A 19696-nucleotide genomic window follows, 5' to 3' on the forward strand; every position below is an offset into this window, starting at 1 on the left:
TCGTCTGTCAGCTCAATCCCCGGGGCCACTCGCAATTGCTCGCTCCAATGCAAACCGAAGTAGACCATTGGAGGAACTCAAATCAATTAAGTTCACTCAAGAATCAAACACTACACTAGCGTGACGATCGTGTCAAGCACCCAGAGGAAGCGGTCGATGCGCGGCGCCTGGCGCATGATGACCTCCTCCATGCAGGACTCCAGTGCGTCGTCCGACGTATGTCCGGCCAACCGCGCGGCGCTGGCAAACAGGCTGGCTGCGGGCATGCCGCGGAACTGCTCAGCGCATGCAGCCAGCGTCGCGGCGCTGAGCAATTCGCTGCGGTCGATCGCATCGAGCGCGGCGTGGCTGCTGGCCGCTGCACGGTGCAGGAACCAGAACCGCTCGATGATGACGGTCAGGGCGACCAGCAGCATGGCGGCAATGACATAGAGCACCCCGTCCGAATTGTTCGCCAGGTGCATGAAAGTGTCGACGGTCATGACGTCAATCTCCAATTAGAAAGAGGTGGCCAGCGTGGCGATGATCGAGCGGCCCGGGACGGTCCAGTACAGCGGCGTGTTGTCGGCCGCGGTGTAGCCGGCCAGTGCATCGATGCTGGTGCGATTGAACAGGTTGTCGATCTGGAAGCCGATGCGCGTGTCATGCGTCCACGGCGCGAGGTGTTTGATGGTGTAGACCGCCGCCAGGTTGGTCACCGCGAAGCCGCCGATCGGTTGTGTATCGCCGGTGTCGCCGAACTGGCGGCCGACGAACTTGGTGATCAGCGAGCCGTACAGCGGGCCATGCTGATAAATCAGGCCGGCCGCGGCGGTCTGACGCGGTGCGTTGGGCATCCAGCTGCCGGTGTCTTTCTGCTTGGCCGAGTTGAAGGTGAGGTTGCCGTACAGGCTGAAACCGTCGCCCGCATAGACCGTGGCCTCGGTCTCGATACCCTTGTAGATCGCGCCGCCTGCGTTGCTGAAGGTGGTATTGCCGGCGACCGTGCGCTTGGTCACCGCATTGAGAAAATCGATGTAATACGCATCGGCGGCCAGCGTCAGGCGGCCGGTCTTGTAGGTCGTGCCGATTTGATAATTATTGGTCTGCTCGGGGTTGGGCTGCCCGGAAATCGACGGATTCTGCACATAGAAAACATTCAGGTTGGGTGCCAGGAAGCCCTGCGCATATTGTGCGTAGGCGCTCCAGTTGGGCGTGATCCGTTCGTGCGCGGTCAGCGACGGCAGGAACTTGGTCCAGGTGTGGCTGTAATCGAGTGGGGCGCCGGATCCCTGGTTTTGCGGTGTGGAGATACTGCGATTGAACGACACGTACTTCACGCCCGGCGTCAGCGTCAGGCCATGGCCCAGATCCCAGGCGTATTGGGCGTAGGGCTCAAACGTCTGCAGCGTATCGTTCATCGTGAAGTTCAGCGACTCGAAAGCGAAATTCAGCGAATCGTCGACATTGAAGTTGTTGCGGAAGTTCGTTTGACGAGTGATCCACAACCCGGTCTTCAGCTTGCCCGGGCCAAGTTTTCGCTCGGCGTTAAGCACATCACCCACGGCCCGGTAGTTGTTGTTCATCTCCTGGCCGGGCACGTTGTTGGCGCCGAAGTTGGTGCCGTTCGGCGTCTCGCCATTCGGATCTGCGCCGTTGAACCCGTTGTGGTAATAGCCATACGTATACAGCTTGTTGTCGATCGCCCACTCGCCAAGTTTGGTTTGGATACCGAGGTACTCGAAATCGGTATTGATCTTGTCGAAGTTGTAGCCGTAATAGGATTGGCTGGTCGGATCGGTGCTCAGGCCGAAGTCGGGCCCGAATTGCTGGATTTGCGCGGCGGTCGCGCCAACCGGGACGTTCTGATGAATGCGCGAATAAGTCGCGAACAAGGTCACCAGCGTGTTGTCGCCGATCGGTTTTTCGAGCTTGAAGTAGGTGTTCTTGCGGCTCAGGTGGGCGTTGGTCAAATAGCCATCACTGCCGATCTGGTTGTAGCCGAACAGCACGCGGGCGTCGCCCCATTGTTTCATGTCGCCGCTGTTGAATTCAGCGCTGCCCAGCCACGTGTTGAAGCTGCCGTACGACCCTGCCACGTTAAAGGCCGGTTTGTCGGACAACGCCTTGGAGGTCAGGCCGATTGTGCCGCCGAAGGTGGCGAAGCCGATTTGCGAGGCATCCCCCGGGCCGCGGTCGACCGACATATTGCCCAGCGCCTGGGAGGCGAAGAACGACGTCGAGTGGTGGGTGAAGTCGTTCGAGTCGCCGAAGGGAATGCCGTCGAACGTCACGTTGTACTGGCCATCCTGAAACCCTCGAATCGACAGGCTTTGCGATTCCATCAAGCCCGGACCGTTGGGATCGACGTTCGACACGCTAGGCGCGATCTGCAGAATGTCGGTGTAGTTCGACGTCGGCGCGGTGCTGTTCTCGATGTAATGGCGGCTGATGATCGACTTGGGCTGGGTCGTGGTGAGCGACCCCTGGGTGGGCGCCTGCGCCGGTGCGGACTGCGGGTTGTTCGCCCCCGAGCCGCCGGCTGCCGACCAGTTCGCGGTGCTTTGCACGGAACCGAGGTCGCCCGAGGCCTGTGCATGGGAAACCTGGGCGCCGGCAGCGCATAACGATGCGAGGATCAATTGCGCCAGCGGTTTTTTACGGAACTGCGGAACTACCCGTTTCATATCGGCATCCTTATTCAAATCAGTTGTAAGACGACGTTTCGAATGAGGCGCGATGCTAACAATGGTTTCTGACAGAACCGTGAATATCTTCCTAAGTTTTAATTAGGTTTTCCTAATTAAATGAATATGTCCAAAATGTGACGCTGAGGGGAAATTTGGATGAGCGTTTGCTTAGGATGGCGACTTTACGGCGGTAGCGCTCGAGTGCGTGGCGGACTCGATTGGAACGCCTTGCCAGCCGCCGCCAAGCGCCAGAAACAGATTGACCTGATCGAGCGCAACTTGCCGGTCGGCCGCAGCCAACGCCGCATCGGTATTGGCCAGCGTACGATCGGCATCGAGACTGGCGAGGTACGGTGTCTTGCCCGCCCGGTACAGGACCCGGTTCTGTTGCGCTGCCTGGCGGGCCGCATCGCGCGCGGCGCGTAACTCGCCTCGGCTGGCGAGGTCGTGCGTGTAGCGGGTCAAGGCTGTCTCGGTTTCCTTGAGCGCGTTGAGCACGACACCGTCGAAGTGGGCCAGGGCTGCCTCGGTGCCGGCGCGTGCGCCGCGGATGCGCGCGCGTGCACCATTATCGGGCAGGGTCCAGGAGATCAGTGGCCCGATATTCCAGCGCCCGGTCGAGGCCTTTCCCAGGTCTTCCAGCACGCCGGTGAAGCCGCCCGAGGCGCCGATCACGATATCCGGATATAGCGCTGCGGTAGCCACGCCGATGCGCGCCGTGGCGGCGGCCAGTTGGCGCTCGGCCTCGCGCACGTCGGGCCGGCGCCTGAGCAGCGCGGTGCCGTCGCCGACCGGAATCGGCTGGCGCAGCGCCGGCGCGTGCGTGCAGACGAGCGCCGACGCATCGAATTCGCGCGGTGTTTTGCCCACCATCACGGCCAGTTGCAGCAGCGCGGCATCGTGTGCAGCTTCGAATTTCGGCAAGTTGGCACGCAACAGGTCGGCTTGCGCCTGGGCGCGCAGCACGTCGGTGCTGCGGCCCCGCCCGGCGGCTTCGAGCCGCCGGGCGATGTCGACGCTGCGGTTTTGCAGATCGAGTTGCCGGCGGACTACGTCCAGTGCCTGGGTGGCGGCGCAGCTCTCCACATAGGCGCGCACGGTTTGCGCGGCGACGTTCACGCGCACAAGATCGAGCGCTGCCTGGCTGGCCTGGGTGTCGGCCGCGGCCGCTTGCTCGGCGCGCTTGAGCTTGCCGAACAGATCGAGGTCGTATGACACGCTCAGGCCGGCGTCTCCTTCGTTGATGACCGGCAGCTTTTCGCTCAGCAGATATTGTTCGCCCGATTCCTGGGCCCGCTTGAGCGCGCCTTCGATGGCGCCGTGAAAACCGCGCTCGGCATTGACTTCGTCGCGCACCGCGAGCGTGCGGCGCAGATTCGCGGCGGCCACGCGTACGTCGGTGTTGGCCGCAAGCGCCTGCCGCACCAGGCTATTGAGGGCGGGGTCGTCATACAGGCGCCACCAGTTGCCCGGCACCGGAGCAAGCGTGACGGCGGCGCCGTGCGCGCGGGTGAATTCGGCATTGGCCGATGGGCGGTTGATAGCCGCCCTGGCCGGCAGATGATAGTCGGGGCCGACCACCGCGCAACCCAGCAGGCATTGCAACAGCACGAGCGCCACGGCAAGGCGGATGGGTTTCATGAGCGCGCTCCCGATCTGTGCGCAGAGGCGTCGGTGTCGATCGACACGGTCGCGGTGCGGCCGGCGATCAGGCGGATATCGCGCGGCACGTCGTCGAGCGCCACGCGCACGGGAATGCGCTGCGCCAGGCGCACCCAACTGAAGGTCGGATTGACGTTCGGCAGCAGGTTCGCGCCATTGCTGCGGTCGCGGTCCTCGATGCCGGCGGCGATGCTTTGCACGTGGCCGCGCAGCGTCTGCGATTCACCCATGATGCGAATTTTGACCGGCTGGCCGATGCGGATGTCGTGCAGTTTGGTTTCTTCGAAGTAGCCGTCGACATGGAACGAATGCGCATCGACGATCGACAGCACCGGCTTGCCGGTCACCACATAGTCCCCAACGCGCGGCGTGCGGTCGCTCAGGAAGCCGTCGACCGGGCTGAGCACGGTGGCGCGCCGCAAATTCAGTTCGGCCAGGGAGACGGCGGTCTTTGCCTGGGCCAGGGCCGCTTCGTCCTGCAGCACTCGGGCCTGGCTTTGTTCGGTGGTTTCCTGGGCGACCAGATTGCCCAGTGCGCGATTGCGTGCCGCTTCGCGGCGCGCTTCGGCCAACGCCGCGCTTTGCGAGGCAACGACTTCCCGGGCATGCTGCAACGCGAGCTCGAAGCGCGCGCGATCAATGACGAACAGCACCTGTCCCTGCTTGACGGTCTGGTTGTCGCGGGCCATCACCTGGGTGATCTGGCCGCTTACGTCGGGGGCGATCTGCACGACGTCGGCGCCAACCTGGCCATCGCGCGTCCATGGCGCAACGGTGTAGTAGTCCCACAGGCGAGCGCCGATCACGGCGGCGAGTGCCGCCAGTGCCAAAGTGAGGATGACGGATCCGATGAAGCGGGTATCTTTTTTCATGATTGCAACCAGTGAATCAGGGAAACCGTGCCGCCGAGCACGATCACGTAAAGCGCCAGATTGAACAGCGAGCGGTGCCATACGAGCCGGTAGAAGCCCGAGCGCCCGAGCAGCATGCGCAGGCCGGTGGTGATCGCGAAGGCGATCAGCATCCAGCCCAGCACGCTGGGAACGAACACACCGTAAATATTGATTTCGCCGCTCATTCTTCTGTCAGTCCCGGCCGCTGGCCGGTCTCGTTCAAACGTTAAAAATCAACCGCCGCTGGCTGCGCGGGCACGCTCGGCATCCGCAGGGCAGCCGCGTTGGGCAGCAATGCCACGCGCAGTTCGACCAGCGCATTGAGCGCGATGCGCGCTGCCGCGGTGCGGCGCGTGACGATGCGCGCGATGGCCGCGTCGATGCGTTGCTGCAGGTCGGCCTGCGGGGCCTGATGCGTGCGTTCGGCCAGACAGCGCCGGTAGTAATCGGCAAGCGCATCGAGTACCGCCTGGATCGCATCGCGCGTGGCGCCCGACAGGTCGAGTTCCTCCCGCTGCAGCTCGAGTGTGCTGAAACCGACGCGCAACTCCTTGAAGCCGTCGGTGACGCTGTCATTGCCGCTGGCCGCCAGGCGCGGGATCAACTGACCGAGCCGGTCCAGCATGCGGGCGGTGAGCCGCGCATGATCGGTGACGGCATGGCCGGCGGCAGTGTTGGCAAGGTCGCGCCAGCTCGCGTGCACCAGGCGGCGCAGCGCCAACTCGGTACCGAACGGCCGCGTCAGCAACGTCCAGACGAGTGCGAATAGCACGCCCGCCACGCCGGCCAGATTGCCGTTGAGAAACGCCGTGAAATCCGCCTGGTAAGCGCCCTGCAGGCCGATGAAGGTCGCGGTGTTGACGGTCAGCAGCATGGCGATCATGTTAAAGCGCGGTTGCGCGATCAATGTGCCGACGAGCAGGAACGGCAAGGCCAGCAGCATCACCAGCGTGGCGAAGCCGTGCGAGAGCGGCAGGATCGCGAACAGATAGATTGCGGCGATGACGATGCACACGGCGGTCCAGACGGCAAACGACAGCACCATCGGCGCCGGTTCGTCCTGGGCGGCAAAAAAACAGCAGGCGATGGCGCCCAGCGTGACGGCCGCGCCACCGTCGGCCCAGCCGGTGGCGATCCAGATCAGGCTGCCGCAGAACGTCGCCAGGCTCGCGGAGAGCGCTGAAAACAGGGTCATGCCATGGTCGAGATGGCGCGCCCCACGCGAAATCTCGCGGCGGCGATACGCAGGCGCCCAGGGCGTTCCCGACGCCTTGCCGGCGATGCGCGCGTGCAGGCTCAGGCAGTCGAGCCAAAGATCGACCAGCGCACCCAGGCGCCAGCGGGCGTTGGCGGCAAGCGCGCCGCCCCAGTCGAGCGCGTCGCCGGCTGGCGCGTCGCCACGCTCGAGCCGTTCGCGAAAGCGCTGGGCCGTGCCGGCATCGGCCGACATCGTGCGAACCCAACCGGCAATCTCGCCGGTGAGTTGCTCTAGATCCTCGGGCATCGCGTGCCCCTGGCCGCGCAGCGTGGCGAGCACGGCCGTCAGCGACGAGAGCACCGGCAACAGCATCGACATGCGGGCGCGCAATTCACGCGCGTGACGCACCACATCGTCCGTTTCCGGGTCGTATGAAAGCTGGCTGATGAGTTGATCGAGCGCCAGGATGTCGGACGCCAGCCGGTGCCGGGTGCCGGGATGCCCGGCGGCGCTGCCGGGCGCCAGCGTGTCGGCGGCCCAGGCGGCGGCGTCGCGCAGCCAGTCTTGCGTGCGGGCGTGGATCACCGGCGCGATCTTGCCCGGAAAGGCGATCGCCCCGACGATGCTGGCGCAGATGATGCCGAGCATGATTTCCTCGCTGCGCGCCACGGCGATGTCGAACACGGCCTGCGGCTGATCGACGGCGGGCAGGGCGATCAGCGGCAGCGTGTAGGCGGCGAGCATGAACACATAGCTGCGCGGCGTTCGGTGCAGCAGCGAAATGTAGAGCAGCGAGCCGGTCCATAGCGCCACGACGGCCGCCAGCAGTATTGGCGCGTCGTCGAAAAGCGGCACGAAAGCGACTGCCGCGGTGGCGCCCAGCAGCGTGCCCAGCACGCGGTACAGCGCCTTGGAGCGGGTGGCGCCGGTCAGCGGATGGGCGACGATATAGACCGCCGACATCGCCCAATAGGGGCGCGGCAAGCCGGCCGCCATCGCGAGGTAAAGCGCCAGCATGGCGGCAACGAAGGCTTTGAGCGAAAACAGCCAGTCCCGCGCCGAAGGCCAATGACTCATGGCAGCACCCCGCTCACGGACGGGTCGGGGCGCTCGCCGCGTGGGCTGCGTCTCCAATGGCGGCCAACACCCGCAGGGTCGCCTCGACATCTTCCTTGCTGACGTTGCGAAACACCGAAGCCCGCAGTGCAATGAGGTCGGCCTCGATTTTCTCGGCCAATGCCCTGCCGGCGTCGGTGTACCAGATCATGTTGGCTCGCCGGTCGGCCGGATCGACCTCGCGGCGAATCAGGCCCGCACGGCACATCTGGTCGAGCAGGCGCACCAGCGATGCGCCTTCGATGCCGATCTGCTCGGCCAGCACGTTTTGGCGCACCCCTTCGCCCAGCCGGCCAATGAAAATCAGCGGTGCGGTGCAGGCGCCGGAGATGCCCGACGGCGTAGTGATTGCCTCGGAGATTTGACGCCATTGCCGCCCGGCGGTCATGAGCGTGCTGGTCAAGGCGAGATGAAGGGAGGTGAGATTGGACATGGCAATAAATTAGCATACTGATAATTAGATAGCAATCTAATTATTTATGCAGAATTGATATTTTTTGAGGCCATGCTTTGCGCCAAAGCACGGCGGCCGACGACGACGCGGGCCGTCAGCCGCCGGACCGATCAGTGGCGATATGCCGGACGGCGGCGCGAAAACTGCGCTGTTTCGGCTTGTTCCATGAGGTCCATGAATTGCTGCGTGCGCATGTGAATCAGCGCCTCATGGTCGCCGGCCTCGAAGTACACGTCGGCCTGGCTGGCGAGACTTTGGTCGACGTAGGTCGGCAATCCGTAGGCTGCGCACACCGGGGGAATGGCGCCGATGTCGCAGTCCTTGAACAGGCCGGGCAAATCGCTCTCCTTGGCCAGTACCAGCCGCCGTCCGGTCTGCGCCCACAGCTTGGCCAGTTGCAGCCGGTGCGTGGCGGGCAGCACCGCAGCGACGTAGCCGCGTTCATCCTCCAGGAGTACCGTCTTGGCAAGGCGGTCGGCCGGAATATGCGCGGCTTCGGCTGTTTCGGCGCTGGTGTGGGTATGACGGTGCTGCACGATGTCGTATTCGCTGCCTTTTTCACGCAGGCAGTCCTCTAGAGTGGTGGCGATCGACATGGGGGCCTCCTCGGGAGAACGGGAGTCCCGCGGGCTCCCTGGTTTTCCAGCATAGGGCGTTCTCGCGCCGATTGACAGGCGAACCGGGTGCGAATGAGAAGTCCGCTGCAAAGCTGTATAAATGTACAGTAGAATATTCCTATTTTTGCGGCAACCCATTGCCGCGGCGAAGCGCCGGCGCACCGGGTGAGCGTCGCGACGCCGCGCTGCGTATCGGGCCAACAGCATTGGCTCAACGCCTTGTGAGGATCGAATAAATTGTCATCGACTGGAAAAATCCGCATTCGCGGCGCTCGACAGCACAACCTCAAGAATATCGATCTGGATTTGCAGACCGGCGAAATGACGGTCGTCACGGGCCCGTCGGGCTCGGGCAAGTCGAGCCTGGTGTTCGACACGCTTTACGCCGAGGGCCAGCGGCGTTACGTGGAAACATTCAGCGCCTACGCGCGGCAGTTTCTCGACCGGATGGACCGGCCCCAGGTCGACCGGGTCGACGGTGTGCCGCCGGCGATCGCAATTGACCAGACCAATCCGGTGCGAAGCTCGCGCTCGACGGTCGGCACCATGACCGAGCTCAACGATCACCTGAAGCTGCTCTATGCGCGCGCGGGCGAGTTGTTCGATCGCAAGACCGCGCAGCCGGTGCGGCACGATACGCCAGAGACAATCTATGCCGAGCTGCGGGCGCGCACCGAGCGCGACGATCCGCGGCTGGTGGTGACCTTTCCGGTGGAATTGCCCGAATCGGCTTCGGCCGAGGAAGTCGAGCAGTGGCTCTCGCTCAGTGGCTATACGCGCGTGCAGGCGCAGCGCGAAGTGGCAAGCACCAGCGGTCCGCGCAAACTGCTCGACGTGGTGGCCGACCGCTTTCGCATCCAGCAGGCCGAGCGCGCACGCGTGCTCGAGGCGATCGAGGCCTCCCTCAAGCGCGGGGGCGGGCGCGTCAACGTCTATGTGCTGCCGGCGACCGACGCGGCCGATGCGATCGATGCCGCGCCGGAAATCTGGCGCTTTTCCACCGGCTTGCACAACCCCGACAGTGACCTGCGTTATGCAGATCCGCAGCCGGCACTGTTTTCGTTCAACTCGGCCTATGGCGCGTGCGACACCTGTCGCGGTTTCGGCCGCGTGATCGGGGTCGACCTGGGGCTGGTGATTCCCGACGAGCGCAAGACGCTGCGCGGCGGCGCGGTCAAGCCGATGCAGACGCCCGCCTGGAAGGAGTGCCAGGATGATTTGCTGCGCCACGCGGCAAAAGCCGACGTGCGTTGCGACACGCCGTGGGCTGACCTGTCGCCGTCCGAACGCGCCTGGGTCATCGACGGCGCGCCGGAATGGAATGGCAAGTGGCAGAAGCAATGGTATGGCGTCAGGCGGTTCTTCGGTTATCTGGAATCGAAGGCCTACAAGATGCACATCCGTGTGCTGCTGTCGAAATATCGCAGCTACACCCCATGCCAGACGTGCGGCGGCGCGCGCCTGAAAACCGAGTCGCTGCTGTGGCGCCTGGGCACCAAGGCCAACGCCGACGCAGTGCTGGCGCCGGCGCGGCGCTTCATGCCGCATGGCGTCGAGTGGCGCCGCGAGCAGCTCGAGGCATTGCCGGGTTTGACCGTGCACGACCTGATGCTGCTGCCGATCGAGCGCATCCGGCGCTTCTTCGACGACATCGTCCTGCCCAGCGCAATGCTCGACGATGCGCTCAAACTGCTGCTCGCCGAGGTGCGCACACGCCTGAAATACCTGTGCGACGTAGGGCTCGGTTACCTGACGCTGGACCGCCAAAGCCGCACGCTGTCGGGCGGCGAAGTGCAGCGCATCAACCTGACCACAGCGCTTGGCACGTCGCTGACCAAGACGCTGTTCGTGCTCGACGAACCGAGCATTGGCCTGCATCCGCGAGATCTCAACCGCATCGTCGAGGCGATGCATCGGTTGCGCGACGCCGGCAATACGCTGGTGGTGGTCGAGCATGATCCGTCGGTCATGCTTGCGGCCGACCGCCTGATCGACATGGGCCCTGGGCCCGGCGAGCGCGGCGGCACGATCATCTATGACGGCAACCCCGGCCAGATCCGGCGCAGCGGCACGCTGACCGGCGAATACCTGGCGGGGCGGCGCCAGGTCACCGACCTGAGCTGGACGCGCCGCCCGGTCGAGCCGAGCACCCCGCGCCTGGTGCTCGAGGGGGCGAACGAACACAATCTGCGGGACGTCACGGTAGAGATTCCGCTGCGCCGCCTGGTGTGCGTGACCGGTGTTTCCGGCTCCGGCAAGTCGACACTGGTGCAGGACGTGTTGTACCCGGCACTGGCGCGCCATTTCGGGTTGGCCACCGAAGCGCCGGGCGCTTACCGGCGTGTGGTCGGCGCCGACTTGCTCAGCGACGTGGTATTCGTCGACCAATCGCCGATCGGCAAGACCACCCGGTCGAACCCGGCGAGCTATGTCGGCGCATTCGACGAAATCCGCAAGCTGTTCGCCAAGTCGCCGATGGCCATGCAACGCGGCTACAGCGCCGGCACCTTCAGCTTCAATTCTGGTGATGGACGCTGCCCCACGTGCGGCGGCTCCGGCTTCGAACACGTCGAGATGCAGTTTCTGAGCGACGTGTATTTGCGCTGCCCGGATTGCGACGGGCGCCGCTACCGGCCTGAAGTGCTCGAAGTGAAAATCGAGCGCGGCGTGCCGGCGCGCGCGCTGAGCATCGCGGACGTGCTGGAGCTGACGGTCAGCGAGGCTACCGGACTTTTTGCCGGCGACGCGGAAGTGCTGCGCGTGTTGCAGCCGATCGTCGACGTCGGGCTCGAATACGTCAAACTCGGCCAGCCGGTGCCGACCCTCTCGGGCGGCGAGGCGCAGCGGCTCAAGCTCGCCGGATTTTTGGCCGAGACCGCCAATACGCGCGGTGCGCGCGGCGCAGGATCGGTGCCTTCGGCGCGGCTCTTTATGTTCGACGAGCCGACTACCGGGCTGCATTTCGACGATATTGCCAAGCTCATGCGTGCGTTCGGCAAACTGCTTGCGAGCGGGCATTCGGTGATCGTGATCGAACACAATCTCGATGTGATTCGCGCGGCCGACTGGCTGATCGACCTGGGCCCTGAAGGTGGCGACGGCGGTGGCCGCGTGCTGTGCGCCGGCACACCGCGCACGGTGCAGCAGTGTGCCGAATCGCATACCGGACAGGCCCTGTTGCAATACGAACGCGCGCTGGCCGCGCTGGCCGACCCGGAGCATGCGGACGCGGTCGGCGCGGCGGGCAGCGGGTTGGCAGGCATGCCGCTGCAAACGGCGCTGCGCGCGTCGCGCGCACGCCGTGCGGTGGAAGGCGAGGATGTGGTGCGCATCGTCAATGCGCGCGAACATAATCTGAAGTCGCTCGACGTCGACATTCCGCACGGCAAGTTCAACGTGATCACGGGCGTGTCGGGGTCGGGCAAATCGACGCTCGCGTTCGACATTCTTTTTCATGAAGGCCAGCGCCGCTATCTCGAGTCGCTCAACGCGTATGCGCGCTCGATCGTGCAGCCGGCCGGCCGGCCCGAGGTCGACGCCGTCTATGGCATTCCACCGACCGTGGCGATCGAGCAGCGCCTGTCGCGCGGCGGGCGCAAGAGCACCGTCGCCACCACCTCGGAAGTGTGGCACTTCCTGCGGCTGTTGTATGTGAAGCTCGGATTGCAGCATTGCATTCACGATGGCACGCCGGTCACCGCGCAAAGCGTGGAATCGATCGCCGCGCAACTGCTGCGTGATCACCGTGGCGAGCATGTCGGTTTGCTCGCGCCGCTGGTGGTCAATCGCAAGGGGCTCTATACCGACCTGGCGAAGTGGGCGCGGGCGCGCGGCCATACCCATTTGCGCGTGGACGGCGAATTCGTGCCGGTGGCGCCGTGGCCCAAGCTCGATCGCTTTCGCGAGCACACGATCGAGCTGCCGGTGGCCGATCTCGTGATTCTGGCTGACCGCGAAGCAGAATTGCGCCGGCTGCTCGACGAAACCCTGGAAGTTGGCAAGGGCGTCATGCATTTGCTCGTGCCGCTCGATGGCTTGGGCGACGCCATGCGCGCCGGACGCTCGAGTGCCGGCATCGGCCAGGTCAAGGTGCTGTCGACCAGGCGCGCCTGCCCGGTGTGCGGGACCAGTTATCCGGAACTCGATCCACGCATGTTCTCGTACAACAGCAAGCACGGCTGGTGCACGAGTTGTGTCGGCACCGGCCTGGCACTCACGCGCGAGCAACGCAAAGCCTACGACGACACGCTGCTTGCCGAGGACGGCCGGGGGCGCGAACAAAGCCTGCCGTCCGAGGAGCAGGAGCCCGAAGGGGTGGGCGATGAGCCTTGCCCCGACTGCGGCGGCACCCGCCTGAACCCGGCAGCGCGCGCGGTCACTTTCGACGGGCATCCGATCGTCGACGTCGCGCAGTGGACCGTGACCGATACGCGCCGCTGGATCGAATCGCTGCAACTGGTTGGCCGCCAGGCCGACATCGCGCGCGACGTGGTCAGCGAAATCGGCAGCCGGCTGGCGTTTCTCGAAGAGGTCGGACTGGGCTATCTGAGCCTCGATCGCGCGGCGCCCAGCCTGTCTGGCGGCGAGGCACAACGCATCCGGTTGGCGGCGCAGCTGGGCAGCAATTTGCAGGGGGTTTGTTACGTGCTCGACGAGCCGACCATCGGCCTGCATCCGCGCGACAATCGGATTTTGCTCGACGCGCTGCGCAAGCTCGGCGAGAAGGGCAATACGCTGGTGGTGGTCGAGCACGACGAAGACACGATCCGCCGTGCGGATCACATCATCGATATCGGCCCCGGGGCCGGCAAGCGCGGCGGCACGCTGGTGGCGCAAGGCAGCGTTGCCGATCTGGCGAAGCAGGCGGCGTCACTGACCGGGCAGTTTCTTGCGCATCCGATCGCGCACCCGCTGCAAGCGCGCCGCGCTGTGGTGCCGGTCGGTAGCGGCAAGGCGCCGGAACCGGCGCAGTGGCTGAGCGTGCAAGGTGCCAGACTGCACAATTTGCGCGAGCTGACGGTGGACATTCCGCTGTCGAGGCTGGTGGTGGTCACGGGCGTGAGCGGGTCGGGCAAGTCGACCCTGGCGCGCGACGTGTTGATGACGAATCTGCTCGATGCGGTCGGACGCTCGGTGCTGTCCTCGCCTGCCACGCGGCGCGCGCGCAAGGCTGCCGCGGCCCGGCAGCCCGACACCGAAAGGCATCGCGCGAGTGCGCCGCTGGAGGTCACGCATCAATGGCAGGGTTGTGATGCCGTGACCGGCTGGGAAGCGATCGACCGCGTGCTCGAAGTCGACCAGACGCCGATCGGCAAAACGCCGCGCTCGTGCCCGGCGACCTACATCGGCGTGTGGGATGCGATTCGCAAGCTGTTCGAAGGCACGCTCGAGGCGCGTGCGCGCGGCTACACCGCTTCGCGCTTTTCATTCAATACCGGTGCCGGGCGCTGCCCCGCCTGCGAGGGGCAGGGCGTGCGCACCATCGGCATGAGTTTTTTGCCCGACGTGAAGGTGCCGTGCGACGTGTGCCACGGCCAGCGCTTCAACCCCGAGACGCTCGCGGTGACCTGGCGCGGCAAGAACATCGGCGACGTGCTGACCATGGAAATCGACGAAGCCGTCGAATTCTTCGCGCCCATCACTAGCATCGCCCATCCGCTGCAACTGATGAAGGACGTCGGCCTGGGCTATCTGACGCTCGGCCAGCCGTCGCCGACATTGTCGGGCGGCGAGGCGCAGCGCATCAAGCTGGTGACGGAACTGAGCAAGGTGCGCGACGATCTCACGCGGCGCGGCCAGCGGGCGCCGCACACGCTGTATGTGCTCGACGAACCGACCGTCGGGCTGCACATGGCGGATGTGGCCAAGCTGATTCGCGTGCTGCACCGCCTGGCCGATGGGGGGCATAGCGTGGTGGTCATCGAGCATGATCTCGATGTGATTGCCGAGGCCGACTGGGTGATCGATCTCGGCCCGGAGGGCGGGGTGGGCGGCGGCACGATCGTCGCCGCAGGCACCCCGGAGGACTTGCTGCGGGTGCGCGAGAGTCATACCGGCGTGGCCTTGCGGCCGGTGCTGGCGCGCATCGCCGGGCGCCCGCAGGCAAGCGAGACGGCCGGCACGGCAAAAACCGCGTAGCCCGAAGCCGGAATGCGGGCGATCCGGCGGGTCGCGGCCCGCCGCAACTCTTTTGCCGCCTATGCCTCGAGGCTGGCGCCTTTGGTTTCGGGCGAAGCCAGGATGGCGAAAATCGCCAGCGCCGCGTAACCCATCACCAGCATGCCGATGTAGAGATAGGCGCGATGGATGCCGTAGGTATGCAGCAGCATGCCGGCGATAATCGGAATCAGCCCGCCGCCATACACTTGCGATACCTGGTAGCCGGCACTGGCCCCAGAGGCGCGGTACTTGGTCGGGAAGCTCTCCGTGTAGAAGGTCGGTACCGCGCCGTAGCCGAAGCCGAACACAAAGCCGAAGCCGATAATTTCAGCGATCGTCGCGAGCAGGAAATTGCCGGTGTTGAGCAGATAGAAATACGGGATGGCGAATACGAAAGCAACGACCGCGGCGATCAGCAAGATCGTGCGGCGATTGATTTTGTCGGCCAACGTCGAGCCGATGATCATGAACACCAGCATAAAGGCCGCGGCGATCAGGCCAATCGTCTCGGCCTGCGTGCCGGTGAACCCGACCGACTTCATATAGCCGGTGCCGAACACGAAGCTCAGGAAGAATACACCGCCGAACATGGCGTTGACCAGCGAGGTGCGCAGGATGCGCAGTGGCATGTCGCGCCACACTTGCCGGGCCGGATGCTGCAGGGTCTGGCTATTGGATTTGAAGCCCTCGAACACGAAGCTGTCCATGGTACGCGTGCGAATCACGATGCCGACGATCGCCACGATAAAGCCGATCACGAAGAAAATCCGCCAGCCCCAGCTCAGGAATGCAGCGGGGGACATCAGCGATTTGACGAAAATCACCGAGCCGAACCCCAGCAGCAGGCCGATCGGAATCGCGAAGCCGACCCAGGCACCCCAGAAAGCGCGGCGCTTGGAGCGTGCGGCCTGCTCGACCACCCAGGTCGCCGCAGTGCCGAATTCGGCGCCGAAACTTATCCCCTGCAGGAGCCGGAAGACGATCAGCAGCACCGGTGCAATCACGCCGATGCTGTTGTACGACGGGGTCAGCCCGATGGCCAGGGTGCTGAAGCCCATCAACAGCAGCGCATAGACCATCGCGTCCTTGCGGCCCAGGCGGTCGGCGATATTGCCGAAGATGAAAGCGCCCAGAGGCCGGATGATGATGCCGATGCCGTAGACCGCGATCGCCGCGGCAATCGCGGCTAAACCAGGCAGCTTGAAGAACACGCCGCCCCACACCGTTGCGGCCATGATGCCGGTCACCAGGAAGTCGTATTGCTCGATGACGGAACCGATAATGCTGGCCAGCGCCACTTTGCGAATCTGCTGTTCCGTGGGATGGCCGTTTGTCTCTTTCATGTTTGATCTCCGTTGAAAATTTTTTCTTCACCTGCCTGATTTGTCCACTCGATGGGACACCCGCGCCACCAGTTGCGGTACGAACAATTCCGTCCAGCGTTCGGGTTTGATCCTGATCGTGCCGGTACCGTAGAGAAAATTCACGTAGTCCATGATTTGATTCGGTATCAGCGAAAAACGGGTATCGGGATCGTCGAGCATGCCCAGCACTTCCCTGGCCGAGACGCTCACTGCGGCATCGGCCGCATACAGCGCGGCGGCCACATGCCGGTGCGCCGCGATGAAGCGATTCGCTTCGTCGAGCGCGTCGAGAAAGACGTCGACCATGAGCGGATGCGACTGCGTGAAGCGCCTGGGCGCGAAGATCACGTCCAGAGTGATATTGCCCAGCACGTCCACGGAACTCAGGACGCGATGCACGTCTTTGTGCAGCAGTTCCAGATAGGAGAAGGGCGGCGATGCGAGATGCGCGCTCACACCGTCGCGCCGCTCGATGAGCGCGCGCATCGCTGCCGGATGCGGATAATTGGCGGTCAACGCGTCCAGGGCGGCGAAGTGCCGCGGGCCCAGTATTTTGGACGCCATCATCTGCAACACCACCGCGGAGAGCGAGGTCTTGATGCCCGGCACGGCGATCTTGTCCTTTGCCGTGAAGTCGCGCAGCGAGCGGATTCGCGGGCGATTGGCATTGAGCCACAGCGACGTTGCGCTCAGCCCGCTCACGCCGACGACCTCGACGTTCGGAATGCCCCTGGCCCTGGCCCAAAGGTCAATGAAACCGGGCGCGCCGGTGCCGGCAAAGTCGAGCGTACCCGCCATCATGGCGTCGTTGATCGAGCCGCCGCCGTCGAGCAATACCCAGCTGACGCGGCAATTGCCGGCCCCCAGGCGCGCCGCGTGCTTCTCGAACAGGCGCTGCTTTTCCATGACCAGCAGCGGCAAATACAGAATGCCATAACCCTTCGAGATACGAATCTCCAGTGGCGCATCGGCGAGAGCGGCGGCGGGCATTGCCGCGAGCATGCCGGCCGCGGCCACGAACGCTCGCCGCCCAGGGCGCGGCGAGCGGCGGCCGGCGGCACTGGCATCGTTCACACGTAACAAGTTGTCTCCTGATCTCGAAGTCGCTTGACTATTTATTTGGCGCAAGCTTATCTTCCGAACCTGAGATAACACTGACAAATCGCCCTGGGGTTAACGTGAAAAATCGGCAAGGAAGGGCATGCGGATTCTGATCGTCGAGGACGGCAAGGATATCGGTGCCGCGATCCGCAACCGCCTGGCGCGATTGGGGCATGCCGTCGATCTGCAGATCGACGGCCGCGAGGCGAACGCCTTGCTGCGCGTGCAGCCCTACGATCTGGTGGTGCTCGACGTCATGCTGCCGTCCATGGATGGATTTGCCATTTTGCGCGAGCTGCGCGAGCGCGGCAGCGAAACGCCGGTGCTGCTGCTGAGCGCGCGCTCGGCGATTGATGATCGCGTGAGCGGCCTGAGCCTGGGCGCCGACGATTATCTGGTCAAACCGTTCGACTATCGGGAGCTGGAGGCGCGGGTCCAGGCGCTTTTGCGTCGCAGGAGCGGTCAGGTGTCCGACCGCCTGAACCTTGGCGGTCTAAGCCTCGATCGCAGCAATCGTCTGGCCGAACTGGGCGGACAACCGCTGGCGCTCTCGCGCAAGGAGTTTGCATTGCTGGAGATACTGGCCAGCCGGCCGCAGCGCATTTTTTCCAAGGACGAATTGCTCAATCAACTGTTTCCCTTCGAAAAAGAGCCCAGTTTGAATGCCGTCGAGCAGTACGTGACGCGCTTGCGCAAGAAGCTGCAGGGCAGCGACGTTGAAATCCGCACCGCGCGAGGCATGGGATATCAACTTGCGCTCGCCTAAGTACATCGGGAAAACGCTGTTCGGGCGCACGCTGCTGTTCGTTGCACTGGTGGTTATTTCCGGTGCGATCATGCTTGCGTTGATCGCCCGTTATTACGCCGCGGCCGCGGCCCAGGAAGCCTATGACCGGTTGCTCTCGGGCGCGGTTATCCAGGTGGCGGAAAATCTCTATGTCCAGGGTGGCGTGCTGGCGCTGAATCCGCCGCTGGACGCCTTCGCAACCATGTCGGACTATGATCCTGTCTATTACAAGGTGGTCGATCCGCGCGGCATGGTGATCGCCGGATATCCGGATCTGCGGGCCGGGGCGACGTTGGCGGCAGCCCAACGCGGGCCGATCTTCGAGAACGGCTTCTATCATGGGCGGCGCGTGAGAATCGCCACGATTGCCCGCTATATGCCCGATGCCGCCGTACCCGGCTGGAGCCTGGTCACGGTCGCGCAGACCGTTCATGCGCGACAGCAATTGACCAACGCGATGACGCTCAAGGTCTGCTTGCTGATCGCGGCCATGAGCGTGCTGGCCATCAGTGCCAGCGGCGTGGCGATCAAACGCGGCCTGCAGCCGCTTGCTCAGATCGAGCAGTTGATCATGCGGCGCGATCCGGGAGATCTCAAGCCACTGGTGGTGAACACCCCGGCCGAGATGGGCGCGATTATCGGCGCCATCAATCTTTTGATGCAGCGCCTGGCCAGGCGCATGACCATGATGCAGCGTTTCATCGCCGATGCCGCGCATCAGATTCGCACGCCCCTGGCAAGTCTGGATGCGCAAATCGAATTGCTGACGATGGAGCCGGACGCCGCAGCGCGCGACCGGCGCATCGCCGCGCTGCAGGCTTCCTGCGCGGATGCCGGCCGGCTTGCCGGTCAATTGCTGAACCATGCGATGGTGATCCACCGCTCGGAAGCCATGCAACTGCAGCCGGTCGAGCTCAATGCCCTGGTGCGCGAAGCGCTCGGCAGGGCCGTTCCTCTGGCAGGCGAGCGCGACGTGAGTGTGACGTTTCGCTGCGACCAGGACCCGACGTACATCTTCGGCGACAGCGTCAGCCTGCAGGAGGCCATATCGAACGTGCTGCACAACGCCCTCTGTCACGGGCAGGCCGATGCGATTGACGTATCCGTTGAAAGCGCGGGGCAGGGCGTCACACTGCGCATCACCGACAACGGTTGCGGTATCGATCCGGCCGACTGGGACGCGGCGTTGCAACCGTTTGTGAAACTGCGCGAGCAGCAACGGGGCTCGGGGCTCGGATTGGCCATCGTCGACGAGGTGATGCGCGCGCATGGCGGCCAGATCCGGTTTGCCCGGCCGCAGGGTGGCGGCTTCTCTGTATTGCTCACCTTTCGGCGCGCCGTCGGCCCGGCCCCGAACGGCTCGGCCGATCCCTCACCGAAACCCGATTGATTCATATCGGAACATGCGGCAGTGCCGCCTACAAGGGTGTGACGGCGCGCCCCTCGTATTCCTGTCATGGCATCGATTGACGCCACGCCGCATTTCATATGCCAGGGTGATTGGTTTTACTAAATTTTCGTCAAAAGCGTCTAAGCTGTTAATGGAGCAGGGCGGCCGGCGGGCCGCGCCGCCCGGCCTCGATGCGCCAAGTCGGGGCGACGGTCTCTCGGTAAAAGCCACTATGGCGATGGCGCGGCTGTGACGCTAGAGTGGGGTAGGGAAAATTTGCAGGAGA

General features: G+C 64.3%; 13 protein-coding genes. 3 read left to right on the forward strand and 10 right to left on the reverse strand.

The genetic code is table 11. The annotated features are described in order from the left end of the window. Positions 1-110 precede the first annotated feature (110 nt). The 8 genes from EPN80_RS01585 to EPN80_RS01620 all read right to left on the reverse strand — a co-directional run bounded on the left by EPN80_RS01585 (position 111) and on the right by EPN80_RS01620 (position 8588). Positions 111-482, reverse strand: a complete 372-nt coding sequence (locus EPN80_RS01585; protein ID WP_293022826.1) for a hypothetical protein — start codon at positions 480-482, stop codon at positions 111-113. A gap of 15 nt (positions 483-497) precedes the next feature. After that, entirely contained in the window at positions 498-2666 is a 2169-nt protein-coding gene (locus EPN80_RS01590; protein WP_293022829.1) for a TonB-dependent receptor, read from the reverse strand. A gap of 171 nt (positions 2667-2837) precedes the next feature. Next, positions 2838-4310, reverse strand: coding sequence for an efflux transporter outer membrane subunit (locus tag EPN80_RS01595; protein ID WP_293022832.1), 1473 nt, complete (start codon positions 4308-4310; stop codon positions 2838-2840). Next, complete coding sequence (locus EPN80_RS01600) at positions 4307-5203, reverse strand: HlyD family secretion protein (protein ID WP_293022835.1); 897 nt, start codon at positions 5201-5203, stop codon at positions 4307-4309. The genes EPN80_RS01595 and EPN80_RS01600 overlap by 4 nt, the downstream gene beginning before the upstream one ends. After that, on the reverse strand, positions 5200-5409 hold the full coding sequence (locus EPN80_RS01605) for a DUF1656 domain-containing protein (protein WP_293022838.1): 210 nt from the start codon (positions 5407-5409) through the stop codon (positions 5200-5202). Before EPN80_RS01605 ends, EPN80_RS01600 begins: the two co-directional genes overlap by 4 nt. Positions 5410-5450: 41 nt before the next feature. Further along, positions 5451-7499, reverse strand: a complete 2049-nt coding sequence (locus tag EPN80_RS01610; protein ID WP_293022841.1) for an FUSC family protein — start codon at positions 7497-7499, stop codon at positions 5451-5453. A gap of 13 nt (positions 7500-7512) precedes the next feature. Further along, positions 7513-7971 carry a MarR family winged helix-turn-helix transcriptional regulator gene (locus EPN80_RS01615; protein WP_293022844.1) on the reverse strand — a complete coding sequence of 153 codons (459 nt, stop codon included), beginning with the start codon at positions 7969-7971 and terminating at the stop codon, positions 7513-7515. A 131-nt stretch (positions 7972-8102) separates the two neighbouring features. Continuing rightward, complete coding sequence (locus tag EPN80_RS01620; RefSeq protein WP_293022847.1) at positions 8103-8588, reverse strand: aminoacyl-tRNA deacylase; 486 nt, start codon at positions 8586-8588, stop codon at positions 8103-8105. 258 nt (positions 8589-8846) lie between these two features. Between EPN80_RS01620 and uvrA the strand changes: the two genes are divergently transcribed. After that, positions 8847-14747, forward strand: coding sequence for an excinuclease ABC subunit UvrA (gene uvrA / locus EPN80_RS01625; RefSeq protein WP_293022850.1), 5901 nt, complete (start codon positions 8847-8849; stop codon positions 14745-14747). A gap of 59 nt (positions 14748-14806) precedes the next feature. On the opposite strand, the gene EPN80_RS01630 is transcribed toward uvrA, so the two are convergent. Together EPN80_RS01630 and EPN80_RS01635 are read right to left on the reverse strand one after the other, a co-directional pair. Then, positions 14807-16111: an MFS transporter gene (locus EPN80_RS01630; protein ID WP_293022853.1), complete on the reverse strand. Its 1305-nt coding sequence runs from the start codon at positions 16109-16111 to the stop codon at positions 14807-14809. 27 nt (positions 16112-16138) lie between these two features. Next, the gene (locus tag EPN80_RS01635) at positions 16139-17134 is read right to left on the reverse strand and encodes an ABC transporter substrate-binding protein (RefSeq protein ID WP_293022998.1); all 996 of its coding nucleotides are present in this window, start codon (positions 17132-17134) and stop codon (positions 16139-16141) included. Positions 17135-17333: 199 nt separating this feature from the next. Between EPN80_RS01635 and EPN80_RS01640 the strand changes: the two genes are divergently transcribed. Next, the gene (locus tag EPN80_RS01640) at positions 17334-17999 is read left to right on the forward strand and encodes a response regulator transcription factor (RefSeq protein WP_293022856.1); all 666 of its coding nucleotides are present in this window, start codon (positions 17334-17336) and stop codon (positions 17997-17999) included. Continuing rightward, complete coding sequence (locus EPN80_RS01645) at positions 17986-19410, forward strand: sensor histidine kinase (RefSeq protein WP_293022859.1); 1425 nt, start codon at positions 17986-17988, stop codon at positions 19408-19410. Before EPN80_RS01640 ends, EPN80_RS01645 begins: the two co-directional genes overlap by 14 nt. The last annotated feature ends 286 nt before the right edge of the window (positions 19411-19696 follow it).

Source organism: Pandoraea sp. (genome assembly GCF_004297875.1).
Lineage (GTDB): Bacteria > Pseudomonadota > Gammaproteobacteria > Burkholderiales > Burkholderiaceae > Pandoraea.

What these genes read in the sequence shown, in the direction of transcription:
- EPN80_RS01585 (WP_293022826.1), bottom strand. Translation starts at nt 482, where the DNA reads ATGACCGTCGACACTTTCATGCACCTGGCGAACAATTCGGACGGGGTG.
- EPN80_RS01590 (WP_293022829.1), bottom strand. Translation starts at nt 2,666, where the DNA reads ATGAAACGGGTAGTTCCGCAGTTCCGTAAAAAACCGCTGGCGCAATTG.
- EPN80_RS01595 (WP_293022832.1), bottom strand. Translation starts at nt 4,310, where the DNA reads ATGAAACCCATCCGCCTTGCCGTGGCGCTCGTGCTGTTGCAATGCCTG.
- EPN80_RS01600 (WP_293022835.1), bottom strand. Translation starts at nt 5,203, where the DNA reads ATGAAAAAAGATACCCGCTTCATCGGATCCGTCATCCTCACTTTGGCA.
- EPN80_RS01605 (WP_293022838.1), bottom strand. Translation starts at nt 5,409, where the DNA reads ATGAGCGGCGAAATCAATATTTACGGTGTGTTCGTTCCCAGCGTGCTG.
- EPN80_RS01610 (WP_293022841.1), bottom strand. Translation starts at nt 7,499, where the DNA reads ATGAGTCATTGGCCTTCGGCGCGGGACTGGCTGTTTTCGCTCAAAGCC.
- EPN80_RS01615 (WP_293022844.1), bottom strand. Translation starts at nt 7,971, where the DNA reads ATGTCCAATCTCACCTCCCTTCATCTCGCCTTGACCAGCACGCTCATG.
- EPN80_RS01620 (WP_293022847.1), bottom strand. Translation starts at nt 8,588, where the DNA reads ATGTCGATCGCCACCACTCTAGAGGACTGCCTGCGTGAAAAAGGCAGC.
- EPN80_RS01630 (WP_293022853.1), bottom strand. Translation starts at nt 16,111, where the DNA reads ATGAAAGAGACAAACGGCCATCCCACGGAACAGCAGATTCGCAAAGTG.
- EPN80_RS01635 (WP_293022998.1), bottom strand. Translation starts at nt 17,134, where the DNA reads ATGCTCGCGGCAATGCCCGCCGCCGCTCTCGCCGATGCGCCACTGGAG.
- EPN80_RS01640 (WP_293022856.1), top strand. Translation starts at nt 17,334, where the DNA reads ATGCGGATTCTGATCGTCGAGGACGGCAAGGATATCGGTGCCGCGATC.